This is a genomic window from Streptomyces sp. SM18, from assembly GCF_002910775.2.
GTDB classification, from domain to species: Bacteria; Actinomycetota; Actinomycetes; order Streptomycetales; family Streptomycetaceae; genus Streptomyces; species Streptomyces halstedii.
In genome coordinates, this window is record NZ_CP029342.1 from 6,747,119 (window position 1) to 6,764,641 (window position 17,523).

The 17,523-nt window shown below is 73.6% G+C and carries 15 protein-coding genes; 8 read left to right on the forward strand and 7 right to left on the reverse strand.

The features are described from left to right. Positions 1 to 2 precede the first annotated feature (2 nt). Positions 3 to 935, reverse strand: coding sequence for an FAD-dependent oxidoreductase (locus B9S64_RS29945; protein WP_103505128.1), 933 nt, complete (start codon positions 933 to 935; stop codon positions 3 to 5). 103 nt (positions 936 to 1,038) lie between these two features. On the opposite strand from B9S64_RS29945, the gene B9S64_RS29950 reads away from it, so the two are divergent. Beyond that, entirely contained in the window at positions 1,039 to 2,679 is a 1,641-nt protein-coding gene (locus tag B9S64_RS29950) for an ABC-F family ATP-binding cassette domain-containing protein (protein WP_103489242.1), read from the forward strand. 54 nt (positions 2,680 to 2,733) lie between these two features. On the opposite strand, the gene B9S64_RS29955 is transcribed toward B9S64_RS29950, so the two are convergent. Next, complete coding sequence (locus B9S64_RS29955) at positions 2,734 to 5,175, reverse strand: Tex family protein (RefSeq protein ID WP_109492178.1); 2,442 nt, start codon at positions 5,173 to 5,175, stop codon at positions 2,734 to 2,736. A 171-nt stretch (positions 5,176 to 5,346) separates the two neighbouring features. After that, positions 5,347 to 6,210, reverse strand: coding sequence for a hypothetical protein (locus tag B9S64_RS29960; protein ID WP_103489643.1), 864 nt, complete (start codon positions 6,208 to 6,210; stop codon positions 5,347 to 5,349). Positions 6,211 to 6,425: 215 nt separating this feature from the next. On the opposite strand from B9S64_RS29960, the gene B9S64_RS29965 reads away from it, so the two are divergent. Both B9S64_RS29965 and B9S64_RS29970 read left to right on the forward strand, forming a co-directional pair. Continuing rightward, positions 6,426 to 7,382, forward strand: a complete 957-nt coding sequence (locus B9S64_RS29965; RefSeq protein ID WP_103489644.1) for a GlxA family transcriptional regulator — start codon at positions 6,426 to 6,428, stop codon at positions 7,380 to 7,382. A gap of 74 nt (positions 7,383 to 7,456) precedes the next feature. Beyond that, positions 7,457 to 8,092 (forward strand): DJ-1/PfpI family protein, encoded by a 636-nt coding sequence (locus B9S64_RS29970; RefSeq protein WP_103489645.1) that lies wholly within the window; start codon positions 7,457 to 7,459, stop codon positions 8,090 to 8,092. On the opposite strand, the gene B9S64_RS29975 is transcribed toward B9S64_RS29970, so the two are convergent. Then, positions 8,079 to 8,900 carry an enoyl-CoA hydratase/isomerase family protein gene (locus tag B9S64_RS29975; protein ID WP_103489646.1) on the reverse strand — a complete coding sequence of 274 codons (822 nt, stop codon included), beginning with the start codon at positions 8,898 to 8,900 and terminating at the stop codon, positions 8,079 to 8,081. The genes B9S64_RS29970 and B9S64_RS29975 overlap by 14 nt on opposite strands. Before the next feature lie 387 nt (positions 8,901 to 9,287). Between B9S64_RS29975 and B9S64_RS29980 the strand changes: the two genes are divergently transcribed. Then, positions 9,288 to 9,743: an ATP-binding protein gene (locus B9S64_RS29980; RefSeq protein WP_103489647.1), complete on the forward strand. Its 456-nt coding sequence runs from the start codon at positions 9,288 to 9,290 to the stop codon at positions 9,741 to 9,743. Between the two features lie 22 nt (positions 9,744 to 9,765). On the opposite strand, the gene idi is transcribed toward B9S64_RS29980, so the two are convergent. From idi to galE, 3 genes are all read right to left on the reverse strand, one after another. Next, positions 9,766 to 10,359: an isopentenyl-diphosphate Delta-isomerase gene (gene idi / locus B9S64_RS29985; RefSeq protein ID WP_037881111.1), complete on the reverse strand. Its 594-nt coding sequence runs from the start codon at positions 10,357 to 10,359 to the stop codon at positions 9,766 to 9,768. 403 nt (positions 10,360 to 10,762) lie between these two features. Beyond that, on the reverse strand, positions 10,763 to 11,704 hold the full coding sequence (locus B9S64_RS29990; RefSeq protein ID WP_037881114.1) for a cation diffusion facilitator family transporter: 942 nt from the start codon (positions 11,702 to 11,704) through the stop codon (positions 10,763 to 10,765). Between the two features lie 160 nt (positions 11,705 to 11,864). Further along, complete coding sequence (galE, locus tag B9S64_RS29995) at positions 11,865 to 12,848, reverse strand: UDP-glucose 4-epimerase GalE (protein ID WP_103489841.1); 984 nt, start codon at positions 12,846 to 12,848, stop codon at positions 11,865 to 11,867. 370 nt (positions 12,849 to 13,218) lie between these two features. Here galE and B9S64_RS30000 point away from each other — a divergent pair, with 370 nt between their 5' ends. The 4 genes from B9S64_RS30000 to B9S64_RS30015 are packed head-to-tail and all read left to right on the forward strand — an operon-like array spanning position 13,219 to position 17,519. Further along, positions 13,219 to 14,979, forward strand: coding sequence for a DUF5941 domain-containing protein (locus B9S64_RS30000; RefSeq protein WP_109492179.1), 1,761 nt, complete (start codon positions 13,219 to 13,221; stop codon positions 14,977 to 14,979). Further along, complete coding sequence (locus tag B9S64_RS30005; protein WP_103493249.1) at positions 14,976 to 15,713, forward strand: sugar phosphate nucleotidyltransferase; 738 nt, start codon at positions 14,976 to 14,978, stop codon at positions 15,711 to 15,713. Before B9S64_RS30000 ends, B9S64_RS30005 begins: the two co-directional genes overlap by 4 nt. Continuing rightward, positions 15,701 to 16,762 carry an iron-containing alcohol dehydrogenase family protein gene (locus B9S64_RS30010; RefSeq protein ID WP_028440796.1) on the forward strand — a complete coding sequence of 354 codons (1,062 nt, stop codon included), beginning with the start codon at positions 15,701 to 15,703 and terminating at the stop codon, positions 16,760 to 16,762. The genes B9S64_RS30005 and B9S64_RS30010 overlap by 13 nt, the downstream gene beginning before the upstream one ends. Further along, positions 16,740 to 17,519: a CDP-alcohol phosphatidyltransferase family protein gene (locus B9S64_RS30015; protein ID WP_103493248.1), complete on the forward strand. Its 780-nt coding sequence runs from the start codon at positions 16,740 to 16,742 to the stop codon at positions 17,517 to 17,519. Before B9S64_RS30010 ends, B9S64_RS30015 begins: the two co-directional genes overlap by 23 nt. The last annotated feature ends 4 nt before the right edge of the window (positions 17,520 to 17,523 follow it).

Here is a 17,523-nt window from a genome sequence, read left to right on the forward strand (position 1 = left end):
GCTCAGCGCAACAGGCCGGCCGCGGCCCGCGCACAGCCCCACGCCACCGTGACCCCGGCCCCGCCGTGCCCGTAGTTGTGCACCAGCAGGCCGCCGCCCGGCAGTTCCTCGGCCTCGATCCGCACACCGCCGTCCCGGGACGGCCGCAGCCCCACCCGGTGGGCGGTCACCCGGGCGTCCGCGATCTCCGGCCGCACCCGCGCACACCGCGCCACGATCGCCTCGGCCGTCCCCGGATCGGGCTCCGTACGCCAGTCGTCCGCCTCCGCCGTGCCGCCCAGCACCAGGCCGCCCGGCTGCGGGAAGAAGTACGTCGTCGCGCTCGACGCCGGATCCGCCTCGGCGAACCACTCCCGGACACCCGGGTTCTCCACCACGACCAACTGGCCCCGCACCGGCCGCACCCCCGGGTCCGGGACCAGCTCACGGGCGCCCAGGCCCGTGCAGTTGACCACCACCGGGGCCTCGGCGGCGGCCTCCCCGAAGCCGCGGACCGTACGCCGCTCCAGCACCCCGCCCGCCGCCGCCAGCCGCCGCTCCAGCCACGCCAGATGGACCGGCATGTCGATCAGGGGCAACGTCACCCGCAGCCCCCCTGCCCCCTCCGACGCCCCCGCCAGCCCGTCCGCCCAGGGCCCCAGCGACGCGAGGCGCACGCCCGCGTGCGTCCCGGCGACCATTCGCACGCCGGTCTCCGCCGGGGAGGCGGCCAGCTCCCCGTACACCCGCAGCGTCTCCAGCGACCAGTCGCCGGCGCGCGCCCCGGGCTCGATCCGGTACGGCCACCACAGTGCCCCGGCCACCGCCGAGGTGGTGTCCGGTGCCGGGTCCCGGGACCACATCCGCACCCGCCGTCCGCGCTCCGCCAGCACCAGCGCGGTGGTCAGCCCGCTGACCCCGCCACCCACCACGACCACGTCCGCCGTCCCGCCCATCGCGCCCACTCCCGTCGCCGTTCTCCGCCTCGTCCGCCGGGCCCCGCGGCCCGGCACGGGCCCGCTCAGGGCCGGCCCGCCGGTTCGCTAGGATCGCATCCTGATGACTGCCACCCTCGTCGCCAAGGACCTCGCCGCCGGGCACGGCGACCGCACCCTCTTCACGGGCCTCGATCTCGTCGTCGCCCCCGGCGACGTGATCGGGCTCGTCGGAGCCAACGGAGCCGGCAAGTCCTCCCTGCTCCGCCTCCTGGCCGGGCTCGACCGGCCCGAGGAGGGCGAACTGCGGCTCTCCCCGCCCGGCGCCACCGTCGGACACCTCCCGCAGGAGCCCGAGCGCCGCTCCGGCGAATCCGTACGGGAGTTCCTCGCCCGCCGTACCGGGGTCGCCGACGCCCAGCGGGCGATGGACGCCGCGACGCAGGCGTTGGTCGACCAGGCGCCCGGCGCCGACGACGCCTACGCCGAGAGCCTGGAGCGCTGGCTCGCCCTCGGCGGTGCCGACCTCGACGAGCGCGCCGAGGACGTCGCCGCCGAACTCGGTCTGACCGTCGGCCTCGACTCCCTGATGACCGCCCTCTCCGGCGGTCAGGCCGCCCGCGCCGGACTGGCCTCGCTGCTGCTGTCGCGCTACGACGTCTTCCTGCTCGACGAGCCCACCAACGACCTCGACCTGGACGGCCTGGAACGCCTCGAACGCTTCGTCTCCGGACTGCGGGCCGGCACCGTCGTCGTCAGCCACGACCGCGAGTTCCTCATGCGTACGGTCACCGAGGTGCTCGAACTCGACCTCGCGCAGCAGCAGGTCACCCTCTACGGCGGCGGATACGCCTCCTACCTGGAGGAACGCGAACGGGCCCGCGCCCACGCCCGCGAGGAGTTCGAGGAGTACGCCGACCGGCGCTCCGCCCTGGAAGGCCGCGCCCAGACACAGCGCGGCTGGATGGAGAAGGGCGTCAGGAACGCCCGCCGCAAGGCCACCGACAACGACAAGATGGGCCGCAAGTTCCGCAGCGAGACCAGCGAGAAGCAGGCCGCCAAGGCCAAGCAGACGCTGCGCATGATCGAGCGGCTCGACGTCGTCGAGGAACCCCGCAAGGAATGGGAGCTGCGGATGGAGATCGCCTCCGCACCGCGCTCCGGCTCCGTCGTCGCCACGCTCCGCGACGCGTCCGTCGTCCGCGGCGACTTCACCTTCGGCCCCGCCACCCTCCAGATCGACTGGGCGGACCGGGTCGCCGTCACCGGCGCCAACGGCTCGGGCAAGTCCACGCTGCTCGCCGCGCTGCTCGGCCGTCTGCCGCTGGACTCCGGCCACGCCTCGCTCGGCTCGGGCGTCGTGGTCGGGGAGGTCGACCAGGCGCGGAAGCTCTTCCACGGTACGGAGAGCCTCCTGGACGCCTTCTGCGCGGCGGTCCCGGACACCGAGCCCGCAGAGGTCCGCACCCTGCTCGCCAAGTTCGGGCTGCGCGCGGCCCATGTGCTGCGCCCCGCCACCACCCTCTCGCCGGGTGAGCGCACCCGCGCCGCCCTCGCGCTCCTCCAGGGCCGGGGCGTCAACCTGCTGGTGCTGGACGAACCGACCAACCACCTGGACCTGCCGGCGATCGAACAGCTGGAGTCGGCGCTCGACTCGTACACCGGCACGCTGCTGCTGGTGACGCACGACCGCCGGATGCTCGAAGCCGTCCGCACCACCCGCCGCCTGGAGGTCGCCGGCGGCAAGGTCGTCGAGGCCGGCTGACACGGCGGGCCCGCCCTGCCGGTACGGCGGAGGGCGGGCCCGGCACCGGTGTCCTCAGCGCTTGCGGCCGCCCTGGTCGGGGCCCGTCAGCCCCGCACGGCGGAGCGCGTCCGCCATCGCGCTGTTGGCCGGCGCGGCCGACGGACGCGAGGAGCCACCGCCCCGCCGGTCACGGCCCTGGCCGCCGCCCTGCCGCTGCCCGGACTGCCCCTGGCCCGACCGCGCCTGGTCCTGCCGGCCCTGGCCGCCCTGGCGCTGCCGCGGCGGACGCTCGCCGCCGCGCTCGCGCTTCGGGCCCTGGCCGCCGCCCGGCGCCGACGCCTCGTCGTCCAGCCGCAGCGTCAGCGAGATCCGCTTGCGCGGGATGTCCACCTCCATGACCTTCACCTTGACGACGTCGCCCGGCTTCACCACGTCGCGCGGATCCTTCACGAACGTCCGCGACATCGCCGACACATGCACCAGACCGTCCTGGTGGACACCGACGTCCACGAACGCGCCGAACGCCGCGACGTTCGTGACGACGCCCTCCAGCACCATGTCCGGAGCCAGGTCCCCGATCTTCTCGACACCCTCCCGGAAGGTGGCGGTCCGGAACGCCGGACGCGGGTCCCGCCCCGGCTTCTCCAGCTCCCTGAGGATGTCCGTGACCGTCGGCAGACCGAACTTCTCGTCCACGAAGTCGTCCGGACGCAGGGAGCGCAGGACGCCCGAGTTGCCGATCAGCGAGGCGACGTCGCCGCCCGTCCGCTTCACCATCGTCCGCACCACCGGATACGCCTCCGGGTGCACGCTGGAAGCGTCCAGCGGGTCACCGCCCCGGATCCGCAGGAACCCCGCGCACTGCTCGTACGCCTTCGGGCCGAGGCGCGCCACGTCCTTCAGCGCCCGGCGCGAGGGGAACGGGCCGTTGGTGTCACGGTGCGCCACGATGTTCTCGGCGAGCGTCGAGCCGATGCCCGACACCCGCGAGAGCAGCGGTGCCGACGCCGTGTTCACATCGACCCCGACGCCGTTCACACAGTCCTCGACCACCGCGTCCAGCGAACGCGACAGCTTCACCTCCGACAGGTCGTGCTGGTACTGGCCGACGCCGATCGACTTCGGGTCGATCTTCACCAGCTCGGCCAACGGGTCCTGGAGCCGCCGGGCGATCGACACGGCCCCGCGCAACGACACGTCCATGTCGGGCAGTTCCTGCGAGGCGAAGGCCGACGCCGAATACACGGAGGCGCCCGCCTCCGACACCATCACCTTGGTGAGCTTCAGCTCCGGGTGTCGCTCGCACAGCTCACCCGCCAGCTTGTCCGTCTCCCGGGACGCCGTGCCGTTGCCGATGGCGATCAGCTCCACCCGGTGCTCCCTGGCCAGCCGCTCCAGGGTGTCCAGGGACTTCTCCCACTTGTTGGCCGGCACATGCGGGTGGATGACGTCGGTGGCGACGACCTTCCCGGTGGCGTCCACCACGGCGACCTTCACGCCCGTACGGAAACCGGGGTCGAGCCCCAGCGTCGCCCGGGTGCCGGCCGGAGCCGCGAGCAGCAGGTCCCGCAGGTTCGACGCGAAGACCCGGACCGCCTCGTCCTCCGCCGCCGTCCGCAGCCGGAGCCGCAGATCGATGCCGAGGTGCACCAGGATCCGGGTGCGCCAGGCCCACCGCACCGTGTCACCGAGCCACGTGTCACCGGGCCGGCCACGGTCCGCCACACCGAAACGGCGGGCGATCATGTTCTCGTAGACCGAGGGGCCGGTCCGCTCGGCGCTCTCCCCGTCCTCGGGCGACAGGACCAGGTCGAGCACGTCCTCCTTCTCGCCCCGGAGCATCGCCAGCACCCGGTGCGAGGGCAGCGCGGTGAACGGCTCCGCGAAGTCGAAGTAGTCCGCGAACTTCGCGCCCGCCTCCTCCTTGCCCTCACGCACCTTCGACACGGCCCGGCCGTGCGACCACATGCGTTCGCGCAGCTCACCGGTGAGGTCCGCGTCCTCCGAGAACCGCTCGGTCAGGATCGCGCGGGCGCCGTCCAGCGCGGCCTGGGGTTCGGCCACGCCCTTGTCCGCGTCGACGAACGCGGCGGCAGCCGCGAGCGGGTCCAGGGACGGGTCGCCGAGCAGCCCGTCCGCCAGCGGTTCCAGACCCGCCTCGCGCGCGATCTGCGCCTTCGTCCGGCGCTTGGGTTTGAAGGGCAGGTAGATGTCTTCGAGCCGCGCCTTGGTGTCGGCCGCCCGGATCCGCGCCTCCAGCTCCTCGTCGAGCTTGCCCTGGTCGCGTACGGAGTCGAGGACCGCCGTACGACGGTCCTCCAGCTCCCGCAGGTACCGCAGCCGTTCCTCGAGCGTGCGCAACTGCGCGTCGTCGAGCATCTCGGTCGCTTCCTTGCGGTAGCGCGCGATGAACGGCACGGTCGACCCGCCGTCGAGCAGCTCGACCGCCGCCCTCACCTGACGCTCCTGTACGCCGAGTTCCTCGGCGATCCTGCCTTCGATGGACGTCGTCACGGTTTTCCCGACTCGCCTTCTCGTACTGGCTGTGCTGGCTGTGCCACGGGGGTGGTCCACACCCGGGTGGTCCCCTTCGCCTGCATTGTGCCGGGTGGCCGGGTGCCGTGTCGCGCGACCTCCTCGAACGCGGTCCGCGGATCCGCGGACCGCGAACGCCTCACGGACCGGTCAGCCCTTCCCCAGCAGGTCGTCCGGGAACGCCCCGGCCGCCGCGGCCGTGAACAGGAAGCCGCGCCCCAGCTCCGTCAGCCGCTCCACCCCCGCCGCTCCCAGGTGCTCGTACGGTGCCGCGTCCATCCGGTCCGTGGCCTCCTCCAGCTCCGCCCTGAGCGCCGTGCCGGCGTCCGTCAGCTCGCCCGCGCCGTCGAGCATCCCGCGCTCGCGCAGCCGTTCCACCGCGGCGTCCCAGTCCGCGCGCTGCCAGCCCCGGGTGGCCAGGACCCACCGGGGCGCCATGCCCTTGCCCGTCGCGGTGTGACTGACCAGGGCCTCGACCGGATCGAGTCCGGCCGCGAGCAGCGCGGCGAGGTGGGCGTCGCCACGGTGCTCCCGCAGGAGCGACGCCGCGTGCCAGTACGCCAGGTGCGGCGCCTCGGGCACCGGCTGGTCGGCGTGCGCCGCGTACAGCGGCTTGGCGTGCCGGGCGCATCCCTCGGCGGCCCGCAGGGCGAGGTGGGCGGCCTCGGCCATCTCCGGGGAGGCGACGACCTCCTCGCCGAGCACCCGGCGCAGCGTGGCGTCGGCGGCGCGCAGCCGCGCGCCGACCGCGGCCGCGGGTGTCACGACCGACCACACGGCCGGCACATGACGGGACACCAGCTCGTGGTTGAAGTTGTAGAAGGCGGCGCTGACCGTGCCGGGCCCGACCGCGCCCAGCACACCGGCGCGGGCGGCGAAGTAGACCGCGGTGGGGTCGTCGAGCCCCAGTTCCCCGAACTCCTTGCCGAGGTCGGGGGAGAAGTAGACGCAGGAGTGCAGCGGGTTGAGCGCGTTGTGACAGCGCCGGCCGGCGCGCGGCGGAAGAGTAGGCATGGCTGCACGTTACCGACTGGTCGGTACGCTCCGTAACCCCGGGGCGGGGATGACCTGCCCCCGCAGGCCGCCCCCACGGCCCCGGCGGTGCGTCGAGGCCGGCCCGCGAACCCCCGGATGCGCACCGCGGCCCGCCTGCGGGCCCGCGCCGATGGCAGGAAAGGTGGGGAATCCGTCATTGCGGCCGCCCCGCCGGCCCGTCCAGGATGGCGGGCATGAAGCAGCGCACCGTGCTCGTCGTCCTCTTCGACGGCGTCCAGAGCCTCGACGTGAGCGGCCCGATGGAGGTCTTCGCCGGAGCCTCCCGGTTTCCCGGCGTCACCTACGCCCTGCGCACCGCCTCACCGGGCGGCGCACCGGTCCGCTGTTCCAACGGACTCACCCTCGTCCCGGACGGGGCGCTCGGGGACGCCGACGTGCCCGACGTCCTGCTCGTGCCGGGTGGCGAGGGCACCCGGACCCCCGCCCCAGGACTCATCGACTGGCTGCGTGAACACGCCCCTCGCGCAGGTCAGTTGGTCTCGGTCTGCTCCGGCGCCCTGCTGCTCGCCGAAGCCGGGCAGCTCGACGGCCACCGGGTGACCACCCACTGGGCGGTCTGCGAGACGCTTGCCCGCAACCACCCGGCGGTGGAGGTGGACCCGGACCCGATCTTCGTCCGCGACGGCCGGCTGGCCACCTCGGCCGGGGTCACCGCCGGCATCGATCTCGCGCTCGCCCTCGTCGAGGAGGACCACGGACGCGAGGTCGCGCTCGGCGTCGCCCGGCACCTCGTGGTCTTCCTGCGCCGTCCGGGGAACCAGGCCCAGTTCAGCGCGCAGCTCACCGCCCAGACCGCCGTGCGCGCGCCCCTGCGGGACGTCCAGCAGTGGATCACCGAACACCCGGACGAGGACCTCTCGGTGGAGGCGCTGGCGGCCAGGGCGGGGTTCTCGCCTCGTCACTTCGCCCGCGCCTTCCAGGCCGAGACCGGACTGACCCCCGGACGCCACGTCGAGCGCGTACGACTGGAGCAGGCCCGCCGCCTCCTGGAGGACACCGGCGACGGCGTCTCCGCGATCTCCCGTGCCAGCGGCTACGGCACCCCGGAGGCCATGCGGCGCGCCTTCGTCAAAGCACTGGGCACGGCGCCCGCCGAGTACCGCCGCCGCTTCCGCCCCCACCCCGGGTGACGGCGCGGGGCCCACGACCGCGCACCGACCGGCACCCGTCCGACCGGCACCACTGCCACGACACGAGGGAACCCATGCAGATCGCCATCGTCCTGTTCGACCGTTTCACCGCACTCGACGCGGTCGGCCCCTACGAGATCCTCAGCCGCGCCCCGGGGGCGGAGACCCTCTTCGTGGCCGAGCGGCCGGGAGCCGTACGCAACGAGGAGGGCAGCCTCGCCCTCGTCGCCGACCGTGCCCTGGCCGACGTACCCGCCCCCGACCTGGTGGTCGTGCCGGGCGGCCCCGGGCAGAGCGCGCAGATGGAGAACGGGGTCCTGCTCGACTGGCTGCGCGCGGCCGACGCCACCAGCACCTGGACCACCTCCGTGTGCACCGGTTCCCTGCTGCTCGCCGCTGCGGGACTGCTCACCGGCCGTCGCGCCACCTCGCACTGGCTGGCCCTGGCCGCCCTGGAGGAGTACGGGGCCGAGCCGACCGGCGAGCGCGTCGTCCTGGACGGCAAGTACGTCACCGCCGCGGGCGTCTCCTCCGGCATCGACATGGGCCTCACCCTGCTCGGCAGGATCGCCGGTGACACACACGCCCAGGCGGTCCAGCTCCTGACCGAGTACGACCCCAGGCCGCCCTACGACGCCGGGTCGCCGGAGAAGGCCCCGGCCGCCCTGGTCGAGGAGGCCCGCTCCAGGAGCCGCTTCATCCTGACGTGACCGCGGGGCTCCCGGGGGCGTCCTCGTCCTGGCCCGTCGTGAAGGTGAAGCGGGGCGCCCGGCGCTCGATGAAGGCGGCGACCCCTTCGGCGGTGTCGCCGCTGCCGCGCGCCCGCGCCTCCCAGTACGCGTCCCGGTCGGTCCGTCCGTCGGCGAACTCCTTCGCGGCGGCCTGGGTCAGCTGCGAGCGTGACGCCAGCACCCGCGCGAAGGCGCCTACCCGCTCCTCCAGCCCGTCCGCCGGCAGCACCTCGTCCACCAGCCCGGTGCGCAGGGCGCGCTCGGCGGCGATCAGCTCGCCGGAGAACAGCAGGTACTTCGCCGTCGCCGGGCCGACCAGTGTCACCAGGCGCCGGGTCGACGAGGCGGGGTAGACGATCCCGAGTTTGGCCGGGGTGACGCCGAACGACGCCTCCTGATCGGCGAACCGCAGGTCGCAGGCGACCGCGAGCTGGCACCCGCCGCCCACGCAGTAGCCGCGCACCGCGGCCAGCGTCGGCCGGGGGAAGGCGGCCAGCGCCTCCTCGGCCCGTACGGCGGCCTCCTGCGCGCGGCCGGCGGGGTCCTGGAGCGAGGTGATGTCCGCACCGGCGCAGAAGGTCCCCCCTGCCCCGGTGAGCACGAGGACGCGCACGGCGGGGTCGGCGGACAGCGAGTCCAGCAGGCCGGGCAGCGCCGCCCACATGTCCGCGGTCATCGCGTTCCGCTTGGCGGGGTTGCTGATGACGACGGTGGCGACGCCGTCCGCCACCTCGTGCTCCAGCCGGGGCCCGGCCGCCGTGCCGCGTTGCGCCTGTCGCCTGTCCATGCGCCGGATGCTATCGGCAGGTACCGGCCCCGTGATCACGAAGGGTCAAGAAGGAGCGCGAAGCGGACAGGACGGTGCGGAGCCTGCGACACCCCGCACGGAGCCGCCGAAGGGCCGTGAGGAGCTTGTCGAAGGGCCGTGAGGAGCTGTCGACAGCCGGACCCGTGACCGAGGGCGCCCTGAACGTGACGGACCGGATGGATCCTGAACATGGCGGAAAGTGGTCCGCTGCCGAACAACTGCGGACGCATTCCTTCGCGTTGCTGTCATGAGCGGGCACTTGTGGTCAGCTGCCGAGTCCGGGCCGTGTCATTCCCGACACTCATTACTCGAAAGTCAGTGGAAGGCGAAGTCAGTGACAGCCGAGCCGAGAGCGGGTGCCGGTCGATGGAGAGCCGCGAGACAGTACCGGCCCGCCCCGTGCCGTTCACCGGGGTGTGGCGCTTCACCGCGCCCGCCGTCGACGCCTCGGTGCCCCAGGCCCGGCGCGCCGTGCGGGACCTGCTGGAGCGGCAGCGGGTGCCCGCCGGGGACGACCTCCTGCACGGACTGCTGCTGATCGTCTCGGAGCTCGTCACCAACGCGGTCAGGCACGCGGCCGTGCTGTCACCGGAACTGGCCGTGGAGGTGGCCGTCGGGGCGGAGTGGATCAGGGTCTCCGTCGAGGACGACCACCCCTACCGCCCCACCGCCCTGGTCACCGACCACGCGCAGACGGGCGGCCGGGGGCTGCTGCTGGTCCGCGAGATCACCGCGGAGGCGGGCGGCACCTGCGACGTGGCGCACACGGCGGGCGGCGGCAAGATCATCTGGGCGGCGATGCCCCTCGGCACCGTGCCCTGACCGTCCCCCGCCCGCCGCCGCCTCACCAGCCGGCCGCCGGACCGGTCAGCTCCCTGATCGCGGGCCGCGCCGCGTCCAGCACCGTCATGAACCACGCCGAGAACGGCGCGGCGGCATGGCGCCCGGCCAGCTCCTCCGCGGTCACGAACGCGGTCTCGCCCACCTCGTCCGCGTCCGGCCGCACCCGCTCCTGCACCATCCCGACGAAGAGGTGGTTGAACTCCTGCTCCACCAGCCCGGAGGCCGGGTCCGGGTGGTTGTAGCGGACCGTGCCCGCCGCCGCGAGCAGCGAGGGCGACACTCCCAGCTCCTCGTACGTACGCCGGGCGGCGGCCGCGAAGGGCGCCTCGCCCGGGTAGGGGTGACCGCAGCAGGTGTTCGACCACACGCCGGGGGAGTGGTACTTGCCGAGCGCCCGGCGTTGCAGCAGCAGCCGTCCCTGCTCGTCGAAGAGGAAGACGGAGAACGCCCGGTGCAACTGACCGGGCGCCTGGTGGGCCGCGAGCTTCTCCGCGGTGCCGATGGTGGTGCCGCTCTCGTCGACCAGTTCGAGCATGATCGCTTCTGCTGTGCCGTTCGACGAGCTGTGCGTCGCGGTGGCTGGTGTGGTCGGCATACCCATCCTTCGCTTTGGTTACCGGCCTCGTGCGCCGGACCCCTGGAGTCCGGTCAAGTCTGCCGTACAAAAGCCGCTTGTCCGCACTGCGGGTGCGGGCATGTCCGTCCCGCCGGACCGGGCGGCGCGGCGGGGCGGGTGCCACCCGGCCCCCGGCGGCGGGCCGGGCTGGTCCGCGCACCGGCGGCGGCACCCCGGGGACCAGCGCCCTCGCCGCCGGGACCGGCCTCCGGGAGCCGGGCCGGGGCGGGGCCCGGACGCCGTGGCGGAGCCGGACGGCGGGCGGCGGCCCGGACGGCCCGGTACCGGAACGAGTGAAGCCCGCCGGCCGCGCCGGGCCCCGTCCTGGTCCGTACCGCGGCTCTCCCGGCCCGGCGCGGCCGTACCGCCGGGCGCCCGGCGGTCAGTGGCAGAGCCTGGCCTCGTGCGCGGCGTGCCCGCTCGGCTCCAGCTGGAAGGTGCAGTGCTCCACGTCGAAGTGGTCGCCCAGGCAGCCCTGGAGGTCGTGCAGCAGCTTCTCGTGCCCGATCGAGTCCAGCACCTCCTGGTGCACCACCACATGGGCGGAGAGGACCGGCATCCCCGAGGTGATCGTCCAGGCGTGCAGGTCGTGGACGTCCAGCACCCCGGGCAGCGCCGTGATGTGGGCCCGGACCTCCGCCACGTCGACGCCCTTCGGCGCCGACTCCAGCAGCACGTCGAGCGTCTCGCGCAGCAGCTTGACCGTGCGCGGCACGATCATCAGACCGATCAGCAGCGAGGCGATCGGGTCGGCGGCCTGCCAGCCGGTCGCCATGATGACGCCGGCCGCCACCAGCACGGTCACCGAGCCGAGGGTGTCCGCGAGGACCTCCAGATAGGCGCCCCGCACATTGAGGCTGTCCCGCTGCCCGCGTACCAGCAGGGAGAGGGAGACCATGTTGGCGACCAGGCCGACCGCGGCGAAGGCCAGGGCCAGCCCGCCCCGGGTGTCGGCCGGGGTGATGAAGCGTTCCACGGCCTCGAAGACCAGGTAGCCGCCGACCCCGAGCAGCAGCAGGCAGTTGGCCAGCGCCGCCAGGATCTCGGCGCGGGCGAACCCGAAGGTGCGGTTGGGGCCCGCCGGACGGTTGGCGAAGTGGATCGCCAGCAGCGCCATCCCCAGGCCCAGCGCGTCGGTCGCCATGTGGGCCGCGTCCGCGATCAGCGCCAGGGAGTCGGCGAGCAGCCCGCCGACGATCTCCATCACCATGACGCCGAGCGTGATGACCAGCGCGACCCGGAGGCGCCCCCGGTACGCGGCCGCCGCCGTCCCCGTCGGCGGCGGCCCCGTGTGCGTGTGCCCGTGGTCGTGACCAGCCCCCATGAGTACGCCTCCCGAGCGCGTGTACGCGTCGGGCGCCCACCGCCCGACGCGGCCAGTGAACTACGGGGAGGGGGTATCCGGCAACACGGCACTGAACACCGTTGTCATGTGCCCTGACCTGCGCAAATGTTCGCAGGTCCACGCGGTGCGGGCGCGGTCGTCAGCGTGTTCGGGCGTCCGGGTGGCGCAGGCACCAGCCCTCCCAGGCCGACTCGACCATGTCCCGCACGCCGAGCCGCGCCGTCCATCCCAGCTCCCGTGTCATCCGCTCCGCCGACGCGACCGCCCGGGGCGCGTCACCGGGGCGGCGCGGTCCGGTCTCGGGCTCGACGGGCCGGCCGGTGACCTCGCCCACCAGCACCGCCAGCTCGCGCACGGACACGCCCTCGCCGCGGCCGACGTTCACCGTCAGGTCCTCGCCGGCCCCCCGGGAGGCCAGGCTCCCGGCCACCGCCAGGTGCGCGTCGGCGAGGTCGGCGACATGGATGTAGTCGCGGACGCAGGTGCCGTCCGGGGTCGGGTAGTCGTCACCGAAGATGAGTGGCGCCTGACCCCGGGTGAGCCGGTCGAAGAACATCGGCACGACGTTGTGGACCCCGGTGTCCGAGAGCCGGGGCTCGGCCGCCCCCGCCACGTTGAAGTACCGCAGGCACGCCGTGGTCAGACCGTGCGCCCGCCCGGTCGCCCGCACCAGCCACTCCCCGGCGAGCTTGGTCTCGCCGTAGGGGTTGATCGGGGCGCACGGGGTCAGCTCCGTGATCCGCTCGACGTCGGGGACGCCGTACACCGCCGCCGACGACGAGAAGAGGAAGCGCCGCACCCCGGCCGCCACCACCGCCTCCAGCAGGACGGTGAGCCCGCCCACATTCTCCCGGTAGTACAGCAGCGGGTCCTCCACGGACTCGCCGACCTGCTTCTTCGCCGCGAGGTGCACCACCCCCGTGACACCGTGCCCGGTCAGCACCCGGTCCAGCAGCCCGCGGTCCGCCGCCGAGCCCCGGACCAGGGTGACGCCCTCGTCCAGCCGCCCCGCGTCGCCCGTGGAGACGTCGTCGAGGACGACGACCCGCTCCCCGGCCCCCGCCATGGCCCTCGCCACGTGCGCCCCGATGTATCCCGCCCCGCCTGTGATCAGCCATGTCATGGGCGTCAGCTTAGGCTTTCGCCCCCGATGCCCAGGATCGCCCCGGGCGCGGGGCCCCGGGGGAGCGCGCGGTTTGTAGGACGGGGCGGTGATCCACGATGATGATCGCGAACGCGCCGCAGGATGGCCGCTTCACTCGAACAAGGATGGCCACTTCACCCGAACGAAGCACAAACGGGCGGTGAACTCGGTCTTCCGTTCATCCGATAGCCTCAGCCGACGAGCCGCCGGCCCCCGCCTCGGGGCCGTACAGTCGCGCGCCGTTCCCGTCACCGCCAAGGAGTGAGTTCGTCTGTCGACCGCCATCCTCACCGGTGCACCGGTACCCGGATCGTCGCTCGCGGACGATCTGCGGTCCCTCGGCTTCGACGTGACCGCAGCCACCGACGCCACCCAGGCCGCCGAGCTGCTCGCCACCGTCCCCACCGACCAGCGCGTCGCCCTGGTGGATCCCCGCTTCATCGGCCACCTCCACGCCCTCAGGCTCGGACTGACCGACCCCCGGTTCGACGCCGCCGCCGTCCCCGGTGCCCTCACCGCGCGGCCCGCGGCCCGCGGCGCGCTGCTCCGCGCCCTGCGCCGGACCGTGGCCGCCGTCGGCGCCGGCAGCCCCGTGGCGCCTCCCGGAGCCGGGGAGGTGGCCGGCACCGAGGACCGTACGGTCCCCGGCCGGCTGGCCACGGCCCTTGACGCCGAGGGCATCCGCGTACAGCGTCCCGAGCTCGGATCGCTCACCGCCGCGGTGCCCACCGGCCCCGAGGAGCGGGTCGCCGCACGGACCTCCGTGGCCGCCGTCGACGACGAGGCGGTCCGGCTGCGCAGCGCGGTCAAGGCCCACGACGGCTTCTTCACCACCTTCTGCATCAGCCCCTACTCCCGTTACCTCGCGCGCTGGTGCGCCCGCCGGGGCCTCACCCCCAACCAGGTCACCACCGCCTCGCTGATCACCGCCCTGATCGCGGCGGGCAGCGCGGCGACCGGCACCCGCGGCGGTTACGTCGCGGCCGGGGTGCTGCTGCTCCTGTCGTTCGTCCTGGACTGCACCGACGGGCAGCTCGCCCGCTACTCGCTCCAGTACTCCACGATGGGCGCCTGGCTGGACGCCACCTTCGACCGGGCCAAGGAGTACGCCTACTACGCGGGCCTCGCCCTCGGCGCGGCGCGCGGCGGCGACGACGTATGGGTCCTCGCGCTGGGGGCGATGGTCCTCCAGGCCTGCCGCCACGTCGTGGACTTCTCCTTCAACGAGGCCAACCACGACGCGGTCTCCAACACCAGCCCCACCGCCGCCCTCTCCGACCGGCTCGACAGCGTCGGCTGGACCGTCTGGGCGCGCCGGATGATAGTCCTGCCGATCGGTGAACGCTGGGCCATGATCGCGGTGCTGACCGCGCTCACCACGCCCCGGATCGTCTTCTACGCCCTGCTGGTGGGCTGCGCGCTGGCCGCCTGCTACACCACGGCGGGCCGGCTGCTGCGCTCGCTGACCCGCAAGGCCCGGCGCACCGACCGCGCCATGCGGGCCCTGGCCGACCTCGCCGACTCCGGACCCCTCGCCCAGGCGGTCGCCGCGGTGCTCAGGCGCCCCGGCGGCGGCTTCACCGCCCCGCTGCTGGCGCTCCTCGCCGCGGCGCTGATGGTCGCGGCGGCCCTCTTCGCGCCCTTCGGCGGATGGCTCACCGTCGGCGCCGCCGTCCTGTACGCCGTCCTCGGCGGCCTCGCGGTCTCCCGTCCGCTGGGCGGCGCGCTCGACTGGCTCGTCCCCCCCGCCTTCCGGGCCGCGGAGTACTGCGTGATCCTGGTGCTCGCGGCCCGCAGCGACAGCCCGCACGCGGTTCCGGCGGCGTTCGGGCTGGTCTCGGCCGTCGCCTACCATCACTACGACACGGTCTACCGCATCCGGGGCGGTACCGGTGCCCCGCCGCGGTGGCTGGTGCGCGCCGTCGGCGGCCACGAGGGCCGGACCCTCGTCGTGGCCCTGCTCGCGGCCCTGCTCACCGCCGGCTCAGATTTCACCACGGCGCTCACCGTGCTCGCGGTCGCCGTGGCTCTCGTGGTGCTCGTGGAGTCCATCCGCTTCTGGGTGTCCTCCTCGGCCCCCGCCGTACACGACGAAGGAGAACTCGCATGATCGGCCTCGTACTGGCAGCAGGTGCCGGACGCCGTCTGCGTCCCTATACGGACACACTGCCCAAGGCCCTGGTGCCCGTGGACGGGGAGAAGACGGTCCTGGACCTGACGCTGGCGAACTTCGCCGAGGTCGGTCTCACCGAGGTCGCGGTCGTCGTCGGCTACCGCAAGGAGGCGGTCTACGCCCGCAAGGCCGAGTTCGAGGCCACGTACGGCGTGAAGCTGACGCTCATCGACAACGACAAGGCCGAGGAGTGGAACAACGCCTACTCCCTGTGGTGCGCCCGTGACGTCCTCAAGCAGGGCGTCATCCTCGCCAACGGCGACACCGTGCACCCGGTCTCCGTCGAGAGGACCCTCCTGGACGCGCGCGGCGAGGGCCGGAAGATCATCCTCGCCCTGGACACCGTGAAGAACCTCGCCGACGAGGAGATGAAGGTCGTCACCGAGGACGGCCGGGGCGTGCGGCGCATCACCAAGCTGATGGACCCCGCCACCGCGACCGGCGAGTACATCGGCGTGACGCTGATCGAGCCGGAGGCGGCCGAGGAGCTCGCCGACGCGCTGAAGACCACCTTCGAGCGGGACCCCGACCTGTACTACGAGGACGGCTACCAGGAGCTCGTCGACCGCGGCTTCACCGTGGACGTCGCGCCCATCGGCGAGGTCACCTGGGTCGAGATCGACAACCACGACGACCTGGCCCGCGGCAGGGAGATCGCGTGCCGGTACTGACCCGCCTCATCCCCTCCCCGGTCGTCGTGGACATCCGGCCCGGCGCCCTGGACGACCTGGCCGGCCTCCTGGCCGACCAGCGGATCTCCGCCTCCGGAAAGCTCGCCGTCGCGATCAGCGAGGGGTCGGGACGGGTGCTGCGCGAACGCCTCGCCCCGGCGCTGGCGGGCGCCGACTGGTACCCGGTCGGCAACGGCACGATAGACGCCGCGGTGCGGCTCGCCGACGGCATCAAGGGCAACCGGTACGACGCCGTCGTCGGCCTCGGCGGCGGCAAGATCATCGACGTGGCGAAGTACGCCGCGGCGCGCGTGGGCCTGCCCATGGTCGCCGTCGCGACGAACCTCTCCCACGACGGCCTCTGCTCCCCGGTCGCGACCCTGGACAACGACAACGGACGCGGCTCCTACGGCGTCCCCACCCCGATCGCCGTGGTCATCGACCTCGACGTGATCCGGGAGGCCCCCGCCCGCTACGTGCGCTCCGGCATCGGCGACGCAGTGTCCAACATCTCCTGCGTCGCCGACTGGGAACTCGCCCACGAGGTGCGCGGCGAGGACATCGACGGGCTCGCGGCCGCCATGGCCCGGCAGGCCGGCGAGGCCGTGCTGCGCCACCCCGGAGGAGTGGGTGACGACGCCTTCCTCAAGGTGCTGGCCGAGGGACTGGTCCTGACCGGCATCTCGATGTCGATCGCCGGGGACTCCCGTCCCGCCTCCGGCGGCTGCCACGAGATCAACCACGCCTTCGACCTGCTGTACCCGAAGCGGGCCGCCAGCCACGGCGAACAGGTCAGCCTCGGTGCCTGCTTCGCCATGCACCTGCGGGGCGCCCGCGAGGAGTCGCGGCACATGGCGTCCGTCCTGCGCGGGCACGGGCTGCCCGTCCTGGCCGAAGAGATCGGCTTCAGTGCCGACGAGTTCGTCCGGGCCGTGGAGTACGCGCCGCAGACGCGCCCGGGACGTTTCACGATCCTGGAACACCTCAACCTGTCCACCGACCAGATCAGGGACGCGTACGCCGACTATGCACAAGCCATCCATAGCTGAACTCCGGCCGGTCGTGCACCCCGCGGGCGTGAAGGACCGGCGCAGCGGGGAGCACTGGGCGGGCCGTCTCTACATGCGCGAGATCTCGCTGCGCATCGACCGGCACCTGGTGAACACCAGGATCACGCCCAACCAGCTGACCTATGTGATGACCGTCGCGGGTGTGCTCGCCGCGCCCGCGCTGCTGGTCCCCGGCGTCTGGGGGGCCCTGCTCGGTGTGCTCATGGTCCAGCTCTACCTGCTGCTCGACTGCGTCGACGGCGAGGTGGCCCGCTGGAAGAAGCAGTTCTCCCTGGGCGGGGTCTACCTGGACCGGGTCGGCGCCTACCTGTGCGACGCGGCCGTGCTGGTCGGCCTCGGGCTGCGCGCCGCCGACCTGTGGGGCAGCGGCCGCATCGACTGGCTGTGGGCGTTCCTGGGCACGCTCGCCGCGCTCGGCGCGATCCTGATCAAGGCCGAGACCGACCTCGTCGGCGTCGCGCGCCACCAGGGCGGGCTGCCGCCGGTCAAGGAGGCCGCCTCCGAGCCCCGCTCCTCCGGCATGGCGTTCGCCCGCCGGGCCGCCGGGGCGCTCAAGTTCCACCGGCTGATCCTGGGCGTCGAGGCCTCGCTGGTCATCCTGGCCGCCGCCGTCGTGGACATGGTCAGGGACGACCTGTTCTTCACCCGTCTCGCGGTCGCGGTGCTGGCCGGCATCGCCCTTCTCCAGACCGTCCTGCACCTCGTCTCGATCCTGGCGTCCAGCAGGCTGAAGTGAGCTC

What these genes read in the sequence shown, in the direction of transcription:
- galE (WP_103489841.1), bottom strand. Translation starts at nt 12,848, where the DNA reads ATGACATGGCTGATCACAGGCGGGGCGGGATACATCGGGGCGCACGTG.
- B9S64_RS29990 (WP_037881114.1), bottom strand. Translation starts at nt 11,704, where the DNA reads ATGGGGGCTGGTCACGACCACGGGCACACGCACACGGGGCCGCCGCCG.
- B9S64_RS29960 (WP_103489643.1), bottom strand. Translation starts at nt 6,210, where the DNA reads ATGCCTACTCTTCCGCCGCGCGCCGGCCGGCGCTGTCACAACGCGCTC.
- B9S64_RS30015 (WP_103493248.1), top strand. Translation starts at nt 16,740, where the DNA reads ATGCACAAGCCATCCATAGCTGAACTCCGGCCGGTCGTGCACCCCGCG.
- B9S64_RS29980 (WP_103489647.1), top strand. Translation starts at nt 9,288, where the DNA reads ATGGAGAGCCGCGAGACAGTACCGGCCCGCCCCGTGCCGTTCACCGGG.
- B9S64_RS29970 (WP_103489645.1), top strand. Translation starts at nt 7,457, where the DNA reads ATGCAGATCGCCATCGTCCTGTTCGACCGTTTCACCGCACTCGACGCG.
- B9S64_RS29965 (WP_103489644.1), top strand. Translation starts at nt 6,426, where the DNA reads ATGAAGCAGCGCACCGTGCTCGTCGTCCTCTTCGACGGCGTCCAGAGC.
- B9S64_RS30005 (WP_103493249.1), top strand. Translation starts at nt 14,976, where the DNA reads ATGATCGGCCTCGTACTGGCAGCAGGTGCCGGACGCCGTCTGCGTCCC.
- B9S64_RS29950 (WP_103489242.1), top strand. Translation starts at nt 1,039, where the DNA reads ATGACTGCCACCCTCGTCGCCAAGGACCTCGCCGCCGGGCACGGCGAC.
- idi (WP_037881111.1), bottom strand. Translation starts at nt 10,359, where the DNA reads ATGCCGACCACACCAGCCACCGCGACGCACAGCTCGTCGAACGGCACA.
- B9S64_RS29975 (WP_103489646.1), bottom strand. Translation starts at nt 8,900, where the DNA reads ATGGACAGGCGACAGGCGCAACGCGGCACGGCGGCCGGGCCCCGGCTG.
- B9S64_RS29945 (WP_103505128.1), bottom strand. Translation starts at nt 935, where the DNA reads ATGGGCGGGACGGCGGACGTGGTCGTGGTGGGTGGCGGGGTCAGCGGG.